Raw genomic sequence first — 14,845 nt, forward strand, 5'->3', positions numbered from 1 at the left:
GGCGAGCTCCGCGGCCTCGCCTCGCCGCACAAGGAAGTCGAACCTTATGAATCCGCCTCTCAACGGCGCGGAGCAGGGCCCCCTCCCCGCGAACCGCGTCGACATCTACGACACCACCCTCCGGGACGGCACCCAGCGTGAGGGCATCTCGCTCGCCTGCGAGGACAAGCTGCAGATCGCGCGGCACCTCGACGCGTTCGGCCTCACCTTCATCGAGGGCGGCTGGCCCGGCTCGAACCCGAAGGACGCGCAGTTCTTCGAGCGGGCGAGGGACATCGAGTGGAAGCACGCGAAGATCGCCGCGTTCGGCTCGACGCGCCGTGCCGCGCTCGCGCCCGAGGACGACCCCGGGCTGCGCGCGCTCCTCGCCGCCGGGACGAGCGTCTGCACGATCTTCGGCAAGAGCTCGACCCAGCACGTGACGGCGGTGCTGCGCACGACGCTCGACGAGAACCTCCGGATGATCGAGGAGACCATCGCCTTCCTGCGGGCGCACGGCCGCCGGGTGGTCTACGACGCCGAGCACTTCTTCGACGGGTTCGCGCTCGACCGGTCGTACGCGACCGAGACGCTGCGCGCCGCGGTGCGCGGCGGCGCCGAGGTGGTCACGCTCTGCGACACGAACGGCGGCTCGCTGCCGTGGCAGATCGAGGCCGTGGTCGCCGAGGTGAAGGCGAAGCTCGACCACCCGCTCGGCATCCACGCCCACAACGACGGCGAGTGCGCGGTCGCCAACTCGCTCGCCGCGGTGCGCGCGGGCGCCCGCCACGTCCAGGGCACGATCAACGGCTACGGCGAGCGCTGCGGGAACGCGAACCTCTGCGCGATCATCCCGAACCTCGAGCTGAAGCTCGGCCTCGCCGCGCTGCCGGACGGGGCGCTCCGCGGGATCACCGAGCTGTCCCACTACGTCGCCGAGCTGGCGAACCTCGCCCCCGACGATCACATGGCCTACGTCGGCCGGAGCGCCTTCGCGCACAAGGGCGGCGTGCACGTCGCGGCGATGCGGCGCGAGCCCGCGTCCTACCAGCACATCGACCCCGCGCTTGTCGGCAACGCGATGCGGACGGTGGTCAGCGAGCTGTCGGGGCGCGGCAACCTCCTCAGCAAGGCCGAGGAGTTCGGGCTCGAGGTGAAGGCCGGCGCCGAGGTCGAGGTGCTCGAGCAGATCAAGGAGCGCGAGGCGCGCGGCTCCTCGTTCGAGGCGGCCGAGGCGTCCGTCGCCCTGCTGCTCCGCCGGAGCTCGCCCGGCTACCAGCCCCCCTTCCGGCTGCTCGATTTCAAGGTCATCGCGGGGCAGCGCGAGGGCGTCGGCACCTTCGCCGAGGCCATGATCAAGATCGCGGTCGGCGACGAGGTGGTGATCACGGCGGCCGAGGGGTCCGGCCCCGTCAACGCGCTCGACGGCGCGCTCCGCAAGGCGCTCGCGCCCGTGTTCCCGGCCGTGCGCGACATCCAGCTCGTCGACTACAAGGTCCGCATCCTCGACGGGCGCGACGGCACCTCGGCGACGACGCGCGTGCTCATCGACAGCCGCGACGCGCAGCGCCAGTGGAGCACCGTCGGCGCGTCGACGAACATCATCGACGCGTCCTGGCATGCGCTCGCGGACGGGATCGAGTATGGGCTCACGCTCGCAGCGAGAGAGCCAGAGCAGTTCACATCCACGTTGCCTGCCAGCGAGGTCGCATGAAGGCCAATATCGTTCTTTTGCCCGGCGACGGCATCGGCGTCGAAATCGTCGCGGAAACCCGCGTTACCCTCGACGCCGTCGCCGCCCAGTTCGGCCACAGCTTCACGTACACGGAGCACCTGATCGGCGGTTGCGCGATCGACGCGGCCGGCACCGCGCTCACGCCGGAGACGCTCGACGCGTGCCGCGCGGCGGACGCCGTCCTGCTCGGCGCGGTCGGCGGCCCCAAGTGGGACAACCCGAACGCGAGCGTCCGCCCCGAGCAGGGGCTGCTCGCGCTGCGCCAGGGGCTCGGCCTGTACGCGAACCTGCGGCCGATCCGGCTGTTCCCCGAGCTCGTCCAGGCCTCCCCGCTCAAGCCGGAGCGGCTCGCGGACGTCGACATCATGGTCGTCCGGGAGCTCACGGGCGGGCTCTACTTCGGCAAGCCGCGGCTCCGCGAGGAGGTGAACGGGCGGCGTCGCGCGGTCGACACGCTCGAGTACACGGACGAGGAGATCCAGCGCGTCGTCGAGCTCGCCTTCCGCCTCGCCGCGTCGCGCCGGCGGCTCGTCACGTCGGTCGACAAGGCGAACGTCCTCGAGTCGTCGCGGCTCTGGCGCACGGTCGCGACCGAGGTCGCGGGCCGCCACCCCGACATCCGCATCGAGCACCAGCTCGTCGACTCGTGCGCGATGCGGCTCATCACGTCGGCGGCGGCGTTCGACGTCATCGTCACCGAGAACATGTTCGGCGACATCCTGACCGACGAGGCCGCCGTGCTGGCCGGCTCGCTGGGCGTGCTGCCGAGCGCGTCGCTGGGCGACGGCACGCGCGGGGTGTACGAGCCGATCCACGGCTCAGCGCCCGACATCGCTGGCAAGGGGATCGCGAACCCGATCGGCACGATCCTCAGCGCCGCCATGCTGCTCCGGCACTCGCTGCGGCTCGACAAGGAGGCGGCCGCGCTCGAGCGCGCCGTGGCGCAGGCCATCGCCGGCGGCGCCAGGACCGCCGACCTCGGCGGCAAGTTGTCGACCCAGGGGATGGGCGACGCCGTGCGCGCGAAGCTCGCGGGCTGAGCGCTCGCTCCAGGCGACCACGGTAGCCCCCGCCCGGGGGCGCGCCGTTCCTCCGAGCACCTGTGGCAGCCTCGACAGGGAGGCGCCGAGCCCCGCCTCGATGCCTCGCCGGGGGCCGGGTTCAGCGCCGGCTCGCGCGCCCCGCATTGCCGCCATCCGGCGTGCCGCTAGAAACCCGCCATGTTCATCGTCGTCAACACCATCACCGCCTCGGGTCCGGCGCTTCAGGCCATGGTGGAGAGCTTCCGGCGGGCAGCGCCGGAGATGCGGCAGTTCTCCGGCTTCCTCGGCCTCGAGATCTGGCTGGATGACGGCAGCCTCAAGGCGGTCTCGCGGTGGGCGAGCCGGGAGGCTTTCCAGGAGTACCCGAAGTCCGAGGTGTTCCGGCGGCATCACCGCGGCATGGGCGGGGAGCAGGCGCTCCGGGCGGCGCACATCACGTTCTACGAGGCCGAGGTCATGGCGTGAGCGGTCCCTGAGCCACCAGGCGGCCAGCGCGCAGCGCCTGGTACCGCGAGCGCGACGTCGGTCAGCTCGGCGGGCCGCGCCGACGCCCTCCCCTTGAGCGGCTTCTGCGAGGTACTCCGGCGCCACCCGGTCCACCGCCTTCTGCGCCCTTGTATCGACCAGGACGGGGCGCGGCGTGCCGTCGGCGAGCTCGATGGTCGCCCTGACCACCTCCTGCGCGAAGGCCACGCTCATGTGCACGGCAAACGCAGTCGCGCGGATGATCCCATCGTCTTCGAGCCGGAGTATCTGGGCAGACGTCACGAACTCGCGAGCCTTCGTGGTGCATCCTCGGCTGGGCGACGACCCCTGTGCAGCACAGCGTTCGCTCACGGATCCGAGCCCGCTGGCGCGTCGCGCCATCTCCGCTGATCGAGCCGCTTGCACTCCAGGTCACCATCGCGGCAGCCTTGCAAGGACAGGCTTTTTCAGGCCAGGTTGTCCGTGGCGTCGCGCTCCCTCGCCCTCCAGCGCGCTCCTGCTCGTCGGCGCGCGCTGACCTGGCCGGACCGTGGGCGCGGGCTGGCCTCCAAGGCGCGCGGAACCTGGGAGAGCGCGCACCACGCGTCCCGGGGGGCCGGCGCGCGGCCGGATCGACCCGCCCCGCGGACAGCGCACATGACGCTTCGCCCGCCGCGCCCCCTTGCGCCGCCCCGCTCCACAACAGCTTCGCGCGGGCCGCGCTGAAAGCGTCCATGGTGTCTCAGGTGTCCTTTCTGCGCTAATCGACATCACCGCCCCGACACCACACATGTCCCTGCGACGGGGAAGCTCAGATCCCCGCGTGTCAGAGCCCGCGGCCACGACGGGCGATGACTCCATTCCACATGGATTGATGTGCACAGGAGAATGGGAACATGAGCCAATTGACGAAGTTCGCATCGCTCGTCGTTCTCTCGACGGCTCTGTCCGCGGCCGGTTGCATGGCCGCGACAGCGTCGGAGGACACGGGAGCCCCGCTCGACGAGGCGAAGCAGGCATCTCAGACCGAGGAGATGGATTCGGCGGATCAGGAGTCGAGCGCGCTGCCGGCGATGGGCGTGAGCTCGGAGGACGCGAGCTCGGCAGACCCCGGCTCGGCGGACGCCGGGTCGACGAGCGCGGGTGAGGAGGAGAGCGCCGGCGAGCAGCCCGACGCTTCGCGCTTCTGGGGCGGCGGCTGGGGCTGGGGCGGCGGCTTCCGGCCCTGGGGCTGGGGCCACCACCACCACTTCTGGGGCGGCGGCTTCCGGCCCTGGGGCTGGGGCGGCGGCTTCCGGCCCTGGGGCTGGGGCGGCGGCTTCCGGCCCTGGGGCTGGGGCGGCGGCTTCCGGCCCTGGGGCGGTTGGGGCGGCGGCTGCGGCGTCGGCTTCTGCGGCGGCGGGTGGTAGCCAGCGCTGACGACCGCGCGGCGCGATGAAGCGGCAGCGCGGCCCTCGATCAGCGGCGCAGCGCCGCGGCACGGTCCTCGCCGCGGCGCTCCACGCTTGTCAGGGCATCGCGATCCGCTCTCAGGACACTCGCGGCAGCTTGGCAGGCCGAGGCTCCCTCGCGCAGCGCGCGGCGGGAGCCTCGGCGTCAGGAGGGCCCGAGGGCCGCCGGCGCGCCCGACGGTGCGCCAGGCCAGCGCGGCTCAGGCGTCGGCCTCGGCGAGGCTCGGGATGCGGTTCACGAGGAAGCGGGTCCTCAGGTAACACCACCACGTGAGCGCCATGCAGGTGACATAGAAGACGAAGAAATACGTGAGCGCCGTCGTGGCCCCGCCCGTCGCCTTGATCGAGGCGCCGAAGCTCCGCGGGATGAAGAAGCCGCCGAGCGCGCCGATCGCCGAGGTGAAGCCGAGGACGGCCGCGCTCTGGCGGCGCGCCATGTTGAGCGCCTCGACGCGCGCCGCCTCGCCCCTGCCCTGCGCGGCGCGGAGGTGGTCGCGCCGGAACAGGACCGGGACCATCCGGAATGTCGAGCCGTTGCCGATGCCGGCCGTGATGAACATGAGCATGAACATCGTGACGACCCCGGCGTAGCTCTTCTCGTCGAGGAAGTGGATGATCCCGAGCGACGCGAGCCCCATCACCACGAAGTTACAGAACGTGATGCGCGCGCCGCCGATCTTGTCGGCGAGGTAGCCGCCCAGCGGCCGGGCCACCGAGCCGATGAGCGCGCCCATGAACGTGAGCTCGAGGGTCACGGCGGGGAACTGCATCTTGAGCAGGAGCGGCAGCGCCGCCGAGTAGCCGATGAACGAGCCGAACGTCCCGATGTACAGCCAGGCGATGATCCAGGTGTGCTTGTTCCTGGTGGCGGCCATCTGGTCCTTGAAGTTCGATTTCGCCGACGCCAGGTTGTTCATGAAGAAGTAAGCGCCGGCCGCCGCGATGAGGATGAGCGGGATCCACATCAGCCCTGCGTTCTGCAGGTAGATCCCCGACTCGGTGTGATACCCGCCGATCGCCGTCGCCACCGCGCCGGGCCCGATGAGGATGGGCACGAGGAGCTGCACGTTGCTGACGCCGACGTTGCCGCCGGCGGCGTTGAGGCCGAGCGCCAGCCCCTTCTTCTTGTCCGGATAGAAGAACGAGATGTTCGCCATGCTGGAGGCGAAGTTGCCCCCGCCGAGCCCCGCGGTCGCCGCCGCGAGCGCCATCAGCCAGAACGGCGTGTCGGGCTTCGTCACGAGCACCGAGAGCAAGATCGTGGGAATGAGCAGCAAGAGCGCGCTGACGACGGTCCAGTTGCGCCCGCCGAACTTCGGGACCGCGAATGTGTAGGGGAACCGGATCAGCGCGCCGACGAGGCCCGGGATCGCGACGAGCAGGAACAGCTGGTCCGTGGTGTAGTTGAAGCCGACCTTGGGGAGCCGGGTGGCCGTCACGCTCCAGAGCAGCCAGACGGAAAAGCCGATGTTCTCGGCGACGATCGACCAGATGAGGTTCCGACGGGCGATACGCTTCCCCGTCTTCTCCCAAAACACGTCATCGTCGGGATTCCACTCGGTGATCAAAGTCGACATCTGTCCTCCTCGTCAGATCGGGCGCTGCCGCGACGCAACATGGCGATTCGAAGTAGCCATGTCCGATCAATGGACGCTCTTCATCGGCCTCTGCGTCTTACAGGTGAGGAGCCAACATCCGAGTTTCTCTCGTGTTTCTGATCCGTTTCGACGTACTTTTCCCTCGCGACGACCCCATGTAGGGGCGCCGGCAGGGTGACCCGCGCGCGCGGAGGCGCCGTGTCGCGACGCCCATCGCGCCGTGTCGCGACGCCCATCGCGCCGTGTCGCGACGCCCATCGCGCCGTGTCGCGGCGCCTATCGCGCCGTGGCCGAGCGGGTCGAGCCGCCGCGCGTCGGGGCGACGCGCTCGGGCGGCGCCTCGAGCTGGCCGAGCTTCTCTGCGCGGCTCACCACCCAGAAGCGCTCCGCGTCCGCCGCGCTCCAGGCGGACTCGTCGAGCAGCGGGAGGAGCGCGTCGAACAGCGTGCGCGCGCTCTGGAAGCGATGGCGCGGGTCCTTGGCGAGGCACCGCAGCACGAGGCGATCGACCGCGCGAGGGACGGCCGCGCCGCGACGCACCGACGGCGCGAGGGGCGCCTTCGTCATGTGCGCGGCGAAGAGCTGCCCCGACGACGAGCCCTCGAACGGCAGCTCCCCGGTGAGCAGGAAATAGAGCGTGCCCCCGAGCGAGTAGATGTCGCTGCGCGCGTCCGCGCGATCGCCGCGGCAGACCTCGGGCGCCATGTACGCGGGCGTCCCGCAGAGCATGCCGCTGTTCGTCAGCTCGGCGTCCCGGCCGCCCTCGACCATCCGCGCGACGCCGAAGTCGAGCAGCTTCAGGAAGTCGTGGTCGTCGCCCACGCGCGTGACGAACAGGTTCTGCGGCTTGATGTCGCGGTGGATGATCCCGGCCTCGTGCGCCTCGATGAGCGAGCGGCACGCCTGCAGGGCGAAGCGCAGGGCGCGCGCCACGGGCATGGGGCCGTAGCTGCGCACGATCGCGGCGAGATCGGCCCCGCGCAGGTGCTCCATCGCGATGTAGTAGATGCCGTCGTCGCTCGCGCCGAAGTCGAAGATCCGGATGGTGTGCGGATCGCTGAGCTTGCTGGCTGCGTGCGCCTCCTGCTCGAAGCGCCGCAGCACCGCCGGATCCGGCGCGTCCCGCGTCCTCAGGAGCTTGAGGGCGACATCGCGCTGGAGCGTCTCGTCCCAGGCGAGCCACACCTCGCTCATCCCCCCTTTGCCGATCGGCGCCTCGAGCCGGTACCTGCCCAGCTTGCGCGCCTGATACACCTGCTGCTGCGCGGCCCACACGACGTGGCTCGACAGGGCGCCGATCACGCCCGAGGCCGGGACGAAGATGTAATGGCTAGCGGCCGTGAGCAGCGTCGTCGGGTCGAGCCACGCCGCCTCGATCGACGGCGAGAAGAACGCCGCGATGCCCATGGTGGCCGGGAAGGCGAGGAACATCGGCGCGGAGGCGACGAGCGCCTTGCGGAACGGCGCCGGCACGAGCGCCGTGCGGAGCAGCACGACGATGGATAGCCCGTGCATGTACGCGCTCGTCAGGCCGCCGAAGTCGACCGCCATGAGCGAGATGAAGAGCGCGGCGGCGAGGAACGCGGCGTCATACCCGAGGAGCACGACGCGGCCGGAGAGCGTCGGGCGCCCCGAGAGCCGGTAAACGAGGAGGGCGAGCCCCTGCTCGACGACGCGCAGGACGATGCAGCGCCACACCGGCGCCGCCGGGTACAGCACGGTCGCCATGAACACGTCGACGAGCGTGAACGCAGGCCAGATCCAGAGCGCGACGCGGAAAGCACGGCGGACCGCGCGGCGGACGCTCTCCGTGTCGTGGGCGGTCAGCGCGCTGCGCCGCGGCCCGATCTGGCGGGTCTCGCGCTCCCTCAGCATGCGCGACGACGCCGAGCGCTCAGCGCGAAGAGCATCTCTGAGCGGCGCACGCGTCATGGCACTCTCGAGGGTCGCCAGAGCCACGCCGAACGTCAAGCGAGCGTTGCTGACTTCGGCGCGGCTGGTTTCCTCGATCACGACGGCGGGACGCGCCGCCGCGCCGGTAGCCCTCTCCCACCACCCAGGTTGTAACTACCGACAAGGCCACTCGCCGCTCCACCTGCCGTGTTCGTGCGCTGCGCGCATACACGTCGGCGAGATGGTGAATCCCCGCTGCAGGTCCGCGGTGCGCCGCGCCGCGACGCGGCGCTCGCGACCCTGGAGCAGGTCTCTCGGGTCTCCTCGGCGTCTGGCGACCGCGCCGACCGCGAGGCTGCAAGGGTCAGACGCCGCCGGGTGGGTCGCCCTGCGCCGCGGGCTCGAGCTCAGCGGGCCTCCCGGCGCCGCCGCGCCGGTCCAGCCGAGTCCACGGGCGCGGCGCGCCGAGGCCGGGGCGGTCTCCCTGGTCAACCGGCCGGATCCATGCTTGAAAGCTCGCCATCGTGCCGCTCTCGCCTGAAAGCTTCCGCCGGCTGTTCGCCAGCCGCCCCGTCGTCCTCGCGCCCATGGAGGACGTGACCGACGCCGTCTTCCGCCGCATCTGCCGTGAGCTCGGCGCCGAGCTGTGCGTGACGGAGTTCGTGAACGTCGAGGGGCTGCTGCGCGGGTGCAAGACGGCGCGGCGCAAGCTCACCCTGTCCGAGGCCGACCAGCCGACCGCGATCCAGATCTACGGCGCCAACCCGGAGCGCCTCGCCGAGGCCGCGCGCGTCGCCGAGCAGGCGGGGCCGGCGTTCCTCGACATCAACTGTGGCTGCTGGGTGCCGAAGATCGCCGGCCGCGGCGCGGGCGCGGGCTGGCTGCGCGACCCGGAGGCCATGGTGGCGATGGCCCGCCTCGTGGCGCGCACGGTCGCGCTGCCGCTCACGGTGAAGACGCGCATCGGCTGGGGGCCCGAGTCGCACATGCCGATCATCGACCTCGCGCGCCGCCTCGAGGACGCCGGCGTCGCCGCGCTCACGATCCACTGCCGCACGGCCCAGATGGGGCACAGCGGCGCGGCCGACTGGACCTGGGCCGCTCGTGCGCGCGAGGTCGTGTCGATCCCTGTCGTCGTGAACGGCGACATCAAGACCGCCGACGACGCCGCCCGCGCCCTCGGCGAGACCGGCTGCGCCGGCGTGATGGTCGGCCGGGCCGCGATCGACCACCCCTGGATCTTCCGCGAGGCCCGGGCCCTGCTCGACCACGGCGCGCGGCTCCCGGGGCCGACCGCGGAGGAGCGCCTCGCCCTCTGCCGCGCGCACCTCATCGCGAACACCGAGGCCCGCGGCGAGCCGCACGGCGTGCGCGTGACCCGCCGCCACCTCACCGGCTATCTCCGCGGCCTCCCCGGCGCGTCCGCCCTCCGGCGCGAGCTGCTCTTCTGCGACAGCCTGGCGGGGTGCCTCGACATCCTCGACAGCGCCGCGCAGAAGCTCGCGGCCTGACGCCGTCGCGGCCGCGCGGGCGGCCTACATCCCCACGGGCGTCGCGTCGTCGACCGGGGCGGGCTCGCCGTTCTGCCGGTCCGCGCCCGGCGGCGCCCCCATGGGATCGTGCGGCAGGCTCCCGCGGTGCGAGCGGAGCAGCACGTGGGGCGTCGCCAGGAGGAAGTTCGAGACGCGCGACGTGTAGATGTCCGCCGAGCGCTCGATCTGCCGGGCCAGGTGGCTCTTGTCGTTCCCCGTGCGGAGGAGCAGCCCCCAGCGCGGGTTCAGCGTCTCCGCCGACGCCTTCGCGAGCGGGGCGATCCGCGCGTCGAGCGCCGCGAGGCGCGTCTTGAGCTCGTTCATCTTCGCCTGGACCTCGGCCTCCGTCGCCCCGATGACCGGCCCGTAGCCGCCGCGCATCCGCTGGAGCTCGAGGCGCAGCCTGGCGTAGATGCGCTCCATGTCCTCCTTCTCTCGCATCCACAGATCGAGGCGCGCCTCGGCGCCTCGCGCCTCCTCGATCGCGAGGATCTCCTCCTCGAGCTCGCGGATGATGAGCGCCGTGCGCCAGCGCAAGACGCTCTTCGACACGTGCACATCTCCATAGATGTGATCGCCGATATAGAGGATCTCGTCGCCGGACAGCCGGAGGTGGTGCTCGACGAGCCCCGCGTTGCCGCCGAGGTAGTGCCCGCCCTCGCGCAGCCTGCCCGCCGGGCGCAACAGGCCGTCTTCCGTGACCACCTCGAAGAGCGGGCTGCGGCTCGAGAAGAACTCCGGCTTCCGCGCGGACACGATGACGACGTCGAACAGCTCGCGCCACGTCATGCCGTCCGGCAGGAAGCGATCGAAGGCGTAGCTCATCATCGCGCGCGTGTAGACCCACTCCGAGTTCGTGATCAGGACGAGCTTCTTGCCCGCCTCCTTCTGGTCGAGCAGCGTGAGCGGGGTCTCCGGGTCGAGCAGCACGAACCGGTCCGGGTCCGCGATGATCTCGGCCTTCAGCTGCCCTTCCATGTGCGTCGCGTCGAGGCGGTCCTTCACGCGGCCGTAGAGGTCGCTGTAGCCGAGCACCTCGGGCAGGCGGCGCTGATCGAGGAGGTCGACGAGCTTCGCGTACATGCACCCTTCCGAGAGCGAGAAGAGCGTGTTCAGGAACACGTAGCGTCCGTCCGACAGGTCGACGATCGTCCGCGCGTACGTCGAGCGCTGGGTCTCGAAGTCGATCGGCTTCGTGCCGTGGTAGGCCCGCTTCACGTAGCCAAAGCGGTTCACCTTGAGCAGGTTGCCGAGCTCGGTGTCCAGGATGAGCCCCCGGCTCACGAGATCCGGCTCGAACGTCAGATCCCCGACCGGCCAGCCCTCGCTCTCCAGCAGATGGCGGAGGTGCTCATACGCCCGGCGCTCCCACGCCTCCACGCGGTAGTGGATCAGCGTGTAATCCATGTCGTACCCGATCGCCTTGATCGAGCGCAGATTCAGCGTCCGGTTGCAGAAGATCCCCCGCTGCTTGGGCGGCGGAGCGGAGAGGCAATCCAGCTTGTCCATGGTGATCGCCCGGAGAGCGGTCGTGAGGCATACCAGGGACCCACGACGTTGCCCACCAGGACCAACGCCGTCACCCCGCCGTCTCTGGATCGCCAGCGAGCGCGTGTCGAGCGGGCGTGCTCGTCGACGCTCCCGCAGCGAGCGCCCGCCTCACGCCCGCGAGCTCAGCGGCGCCGGAGCCGGCTCTTCGCGCTCTGCCGGCGATCGGCGCTCGAGGTCGCTCGCGAGGGCCGCGCGCCCGGCGACGCTCGCCTCGAGTCGCCGCGGTCGTCCGCCTCCCATCCGTCCTCGTCGTCGTCCTCGTCGTCCTCGTCGTCGAAGAGGTCGTCGTCGTCCTCGTCGTCGTCCTCATCGCGCGCCTCGGCCCGGCGCACCTCGAGCCCGAGCATCGTGAGCGCCTGCTCCAGCGTCAGGGCCGTCTTCACGGCCGCGAGCTCGACCCCCATGGCCTGGAGCGTCATCGCGATCTCCGGGCTCAGCCCGGACAGGATGGTCGGCGTGCCCATGAGCCGCGCGGCGGAGGCGAGGTTCGAGAGCACGGCGCACAGGTGGCTATCCATGATCCAGACGGCCGTGAGATCGATGACCAGCCCCTTCGCCCCGCTCTCGTGGATCGCCCGCAGCACCTCGGTGTTCAGCTGCTCCGCGAGATCGTCGGTCACGTCCCCCTGGATGGGCACCAGGATCCGGTCCCACAGGTTGATGATCGGAAGGCGCTTGAGCTCCATGGTCATCCTAAGGTTCGATGTCGGCGATCAAGACGGTTGAATCGTCGTGCGAGCGCCGGTGTCGGCTCATGAGGGCGCGGCACGCCTCCGCGGCCTTCATTCCACGAAACAGCGAGAGGTCGAAGCGGGGCGAGATCCCGTCGGAGAAGACGGCGAGGCGGTCGCCCGGCGCGAGCTGCGCGTCGAAGATGCGAACCTTTCCGAGCGACGCGCCGAGGATCCCCGGGCTCTGGAGCCACTGCACGCGCGTGCCGTGGGACATCAGCTCGACGTTACCGATGGCGCAGCCCTGGAGCCGCCCGTCCCGGAAGCGGCAGATCATCCCGGCGGCGCCGCGGGTCCCGCGGAGCCGCGCGTGGAGGCGGTCGACGAGGGCGCGGACGTCGTCGCCCGGCGGGGCGTCAGCGAGCGCCTTGAGCGCGACGTCCGCGGCGGCCGCCGCGTGCTCGCCGTGGCCCAGGGCGTCGATCACAGCGAAGATACACCCGTCCTCGCCGGCGCGGACGAACGCGGCGTCGCCGCTGACGCGCTCGCCGTCCTTCGGCAGAATGGTGTACTCCACGGCGACCTTCACAGGTGGACCTCGATCTCCACCCGCGTGCCCTTCGGCCCCGAGTCAATCTGGAAGCGATCGGCCAGCCGCTTGACCCCGATGAGGCCGCGACCCATCCCGGTCTTGCTTTTGTAACGTCCAGCCAGAATTTCTTGCAGGTTCTGGATCCCGCTGCCTTCGTCCACAGCGACGATGACGAAGCGGACCGGGCTGTCGCGCTGCACCGCGATCTCGATCGTCCCGCCGGGGGTATAGTGGACGATGTTCCGGGCGAGCTCGCTGACGATGGTCGCGACCTTGTGCGAGGTGAAGCTCTTTGCGCCGGCCGCGTCGCAAACGGCCTTCGCGCTCAGGCGCGCCTCGCTGATGTCGGCCTCCACGCTGATGACCATGACCTTCGAGCGCCGCGAAGGTCGATCGCCGCCGATCGAGGCGATCTCCGACTTGAGCCGCCCGAGCCGCCCCGGATCGACGTAGAGGCGGGCCCGGCGCTCGATGCTCGGAATGATGTCGGGGAGATCCTCGAGCGAGAACTTCTCCGGCTGGATCTCCGCCTCCCGCATGGCCCGGAGCAGGACTCCCTCTGCATTCATCGCCGAGAGATAGCCGAGCAGGACGTTGAGAATCTGTTCGTGCGCGGGAGTCATCCGGGAAGAGCCTGGAAGGGCAGGTTACCGGGGCCCCGCCCCCGCGTCGAGTCCGCGGCGACGGCGTCGCTGGGTTCGTCGGCCGACACGCGGCACACGCCTGTGCCCGCCCGGATGTAGGTCGCGAGGCTCGCTCGGCGCCAGCGGTCCGCGTCCCTGGGTCGGGTCGTGACCACCTGGCGCCGCCCGCGAGCCTTCGCCATCGGGTCGTTCGTCTTCAGCTCCAGCCTTCCGCGACCCGTCCGGAGTCTCCGCCGGGCCCCTGCTCATCGCGTCGCGGCGGGATGGGCGCAGCGCTCGCCAGATCGCCCAGGGCTTCGCCCCGGACGCTGCGCCCGCTTCCACCTGTTCCCGCCCCGGCCGCACGCCGTGGCCGAGCAACGCTCATGCCCGCAGGACCGGCGCGTCGATGTCGCCGCTCACGTCGGGTAGTACGACGCCTGACCCTGGCGCAGCTCCTCGGTGATCTTGTTTTCCTCGAGAAGCTTCTTGATCGGCTCCTGGAGATCCGCTGCAGGGGTCCCCATCGCCAGCGCAAGGTCGTCGATCCCCTGCCCTGGCTCGATCTCCACATGGGCGAGCAGCGCCTCGGCGATCTCGTTCTCGGGGATCCCGGACGGCGCGTTCTCCGGGCTCGCCGAGCTGGCCGGCTGGGTCCCCTTGTCGCCCGCCCCGACGGCGGGCGCCTGGGCCTTCCCGGCGCTCTTGGCGCGACCCTTCGCCGGCGCGACCGCTGGACGCGCGGCGCCCCCGGCTGCCCGGGGCGCGGCCGTCTTTTTGCGCGGGGCCTGGCGCGACGGAGCAGGGCGCGACGGAGCCGGACGCGACGGGGCCTTGCGCGACGGCGCGCTGCGGGCCGACGCGGCCGTGCGGCTCTTCGTCGGGGCTGGCGTCGGCGCGCGCTCGGCCTTGCGGCCAGGCTTCATGGGAGTCGCGGCGGGCCCGGTCGATATCCCTGCGGCCTTGATGTCGACTTCCAGGTACTGCGCAGCGTTCTGGAAGACGTCCTTACGGACCAGCGCTCTCATGCCCTCCAGGAACTTGGCCACCAAAGCCCGAATCTCATTCTCGATCTCGACATCGGATATCACGCTGCCGCCGTCTCACGAATCCCCCGGAATGTCAACGTCTTCCACGCGAGGAGGCGCGCGCAGGCCGGAGAAACCCGGACATTTTGCGCACCGGTCGGCGCCCGCGACCCCGGCGCCTGATCCCTGCCGGCGCCCCTCACCGGATGCACGCGCGGTGTGAATTTGCCGCTCTACCAGATGAAATGCTGGCAAGATCTGAAACTCATCGACAAATCATCTCGGGCCGTCCAGGCGCTTGGCAGAGGTTGACTTGCCGCTCGCGCCCCGCGCCGGCCGGGGTGCGCCCAGCGGCGCTCAAGCCGCCTTGACCGCGCGCTGCGGCGCGCGGCGCAGCGGGCGGAGCGGCGCCGCCGCGAACGCCGCGCCGAGCGCGAGCCCGCGGAACGTCAGCCGCATCCGGAGGGCGTCGAGATAGCCCTCGCGGTGCAGGGCGGTGATCGCCCGACGAACGTCGGTCCGACGCACCGCCAGGGCCGCGGTCAATGTGTCCAGGGTCACCGTCTTGCCCTCGCTCTGGAGGGCGGCCAGCGTCCGGAGAAGATGCGGAGCGATGTCCTTGTTGGTCATGGCACCGAAGCTAGTTCAGTAGCTGAACGGTCGTACAGTTTGTGGCGACGATTT

At 71.0% G+C, this 14,845-nt stretch carries 13 protein-coding genes; 5 read left to right on the forward strand and 8 right to left on the reverse strand.

Annotation, left to right across the window (positions count from 1 at the left end; all coding sequences use genetic code 11):
* Positions 1–46 precede the first annotated feature (46 nt).
* From cimA to WME89_RS23470, 4 genes are all read left to right on the forward strand, one after another.
* On the forward strand, positions 47–1,693 hold the full coding sequence (gene cimA / locus WME89_RS23455; RefSeq protein ID WP_438011340.1) for a citramalate synthase: 1,647 nt from the start codon (positions 47–49) through the stop codon (positions 1,691–1,693).
* Positions 1,690–2,754: a 3-isopropylmalate dehydrogenase gene (leuB, locus tag WME89_RS23460; RefSeq protein WP_436618671.1), complete on the forward strand. Its 1,065-nt coding sequence runs from the start codon at positions 1,690–1,692 to the stop codon at positions 2,752–2,754. Before cimA ends, leuB begins: the two co-directional genes overlap by 4 nt.
* A gap of 180 nt (positions 2,755–2,934) precedes the next feature.
* On the forward strand, positions 2,935–3,222 hold the full coding sequence (locus WME89_RS23465) for an antibiotic biosynthesis monooxygenase family protein (RefSeq protein WP_437664079.1): 288 nt from the start codon (positions 2,935–2,937) through the stop codon (positions 3,220–3,222).
* An 896-nt stretch (positions 3,223–4,118) separates the two neighbouring features.
* A complete protein-coding gene (locus WME89_RS23470; protein ID WP_438011341.1) occupies positions 4,119–4,631 on the forward strand; it encodes a hypothetical protein in 513 nt (170 codons plus the stop codon).
* A gap of 242 nt (positions 4,632–4,873) precedes the next feature.
* On the opposite strand, the gene WME89_RS23475 is transcribed toward WME89_RS23470, so the two are convergent.
* Both WME89_RS23475 and WME89_RS23480 read right to left on the reverse strand, forming a co-directional pair.
* A complete protein-coding gene (locus WME89_RS23475) occupies positions 4,874–6,250 on the reverse strand; it encodes an MFS transporter (protein WP_438011342.1) in 1,377 nt (458 codons plus the stop codon).
* Between the two features lie 297 nt (positions 6,251–6,547).
* The gene (locus tag WME89_RS23480; RefSeq protein WP_438011343.1) at positions 6,548–8,146 is read right to left on the reverse strand and encodes a serine/threonine-protein kinase; all 1,599 of its coding nucleotides are present in this window, start codon (positions 8,144–8,146) and stop codon (positions 6,548–6,550) included.
* 542 nt (positions 8,147–8,688) lie between these two features.
* On the opposite strand from WME89_RS23480, the gene dusB reads away from it, so the two are divergent.
* Entirely contained in the window at positions 8,689–9,675 is a 987-nt protein-coding gene (gene dusB, locus WME89_RS23485) for a tRNA dihydrouridine synthase DusB (protein ID WP_437627466.1), read from the forward strand.
* A gap of 24 nt (positions 9,676–9,699) precedes the next feature.
* Here dusB and WME89_RS23490 read toward each other — a convergent pair whose 3' ends face one another.
* The 6 genes from WME89_RS23490 to WME89_RS23515 all read right to left on the reverse strand — a co-directional run bounded on the left by WME89_RS23490 (position 9,700) and on the right by WME89_RS23515 (position 14,791).
* Positions 9,700–11,205 carry an HAD-IG family 5'-nucleotidase gene (locus tag WME89_RS23490; RefSeq protein WP_438011344.1) on the reverse strand — a complete coding sequence of 502 codons (1,506 nt, stop codon included), beginning with the start codon at positions 11,203–11,205 and terminating at the stop codon, positions 9,700–9,702.
* A gap of 164 nt (positions 11,206–11,369) precedes the next feature.
* Positions 11,370–11,933: an STAS domain-containing protein gene (locus WME89_RS23495; protein WP_438011345.1), complete on the reverse strand. Its 564-nt coding sequence runs from the start codon at positions 11,931–11,933 to the stop codon at positions 11,370–11,372.
* A 7-nt stretch (positions 11,934–11,940) separates the two neighbouring features.
* Positions 11,941–12,495 (reverse strand): SpoIIE family protein phosphatase, encoded by a 555-nt coding sequence (locus tag WME89_RS23500; RefSeq protein WP_438011346.1) that lies wholly within the window; start codon positions 12,493–12,495, stop codon positions 11,941–11,943.
* 8 nt (positions 12,496–12,503) lie between these two features.
* A complete protein-coding gene (locus WME89_RS23505) occupies positions 12,504–13,133 on the reverse strand; it encodes an ATP-binding protein (protein WP_438011347.1) in 630 nt (209 codons plus the stop codon).
* Positions 13,134–13,552: 419 nt separating this feature from the next.
* Positions 13,553–14,182, reverse strand: coding sequence for a hypothetical protein (locus tag WME89_RS23510; RefSeq protein WP_438011348.1), 630 nt, complete (start codon positions 14,180–14,182; stop codon positions 13,553–13,555).
* Positions 14,183–14,518: 336 nt separating this feature from the next.
* A complete protein-coding gene (locus tag WME89_RS23515; RefSeq protein WP_437516961.1) occupies positions 14,519–14,791 on the reverse strand; it encodes a hypothetical protein in 273 nt (90 codons plus the stop codon).
* Positions 14,792–14,845 lie beyond the last annotated feature (54 nt).

Source organism: Sorangium sp. So ce321 (assembly GCF_051530195.1).
Classification (GTDB): Bacteria; Myxococcota_A; Polyangia; order Polyangiales; family Polyangiaceae; genus Sorangium.

Coding starts and splice junctions, on each gene's coding strand:
- WME89_RS23490 (WP_438011344.1), bottom strand. CDS start 11,205: ATGGACAAGCTGGATTGCCTCTCCGCTCCGCCGCCCAAGCAGCGGGGG.
- cimA (WP_438011340.1), top strand. CDS start 47: ATGAATCCGCCTCTCAACGGCGCGGAGCAGGGCCCCCTCCCCGCGAAC.
- WME89_RS23465 (WP_437664079.1), top strand. CDS start 2,935: ATGTTCATCGTCGTCAACACCATCACCGCCTCGGGTCCGGCGCTTCAG.
- leuB (WP_436618671.1), top strand. CDS start 1,690: ATGAAGGCCAATATCGTTCTTTTGCCCGGCGACGGCATCGGCGTCGAA.
- WME89_RS23480 (WP_438011343.1), bottom strand. CDS start 8,146: ATGCTGAGGGAGCGCGAGACCCGCCAGATCGGGCCGCGGCGCAGCGCG.
- WME89_RS23515 (WP_437516961.1), bottom strand. CDS start 14,791: ATGACCAACAAGGACATCGCTCCGCATCTTCTCCGGACGCTGGCCGCC.
- WME89_RS23495 (WP_438011345.1), bottom strand. CDS start 11,933: ATGGAGCTCAAGCGCCTTCCGATCATCAACCTGTGGGACCGGATCCTG.
- WME89_RS23475 (WP_438011342.1), bottom strand. CDS start 6,250: ATGTCGACTTTGATCACCGAGTGGAATCCCGACGATGACGTGTTTTGG.
- WME89_RS23470 (WP_438011341.1), top strand. CDS start 4,119: ATGAGCCAATTGACGAAGTTCGCATCGCTCGTCGTTCTCTCGACGGCT.
- WME89_RS23505 (WP_438011347.1), bottom strand. CDS start 13,133: ATGACTCCCGCGCACGAACAGATTCTCAACGTCCTGCTCGGCTATCTC.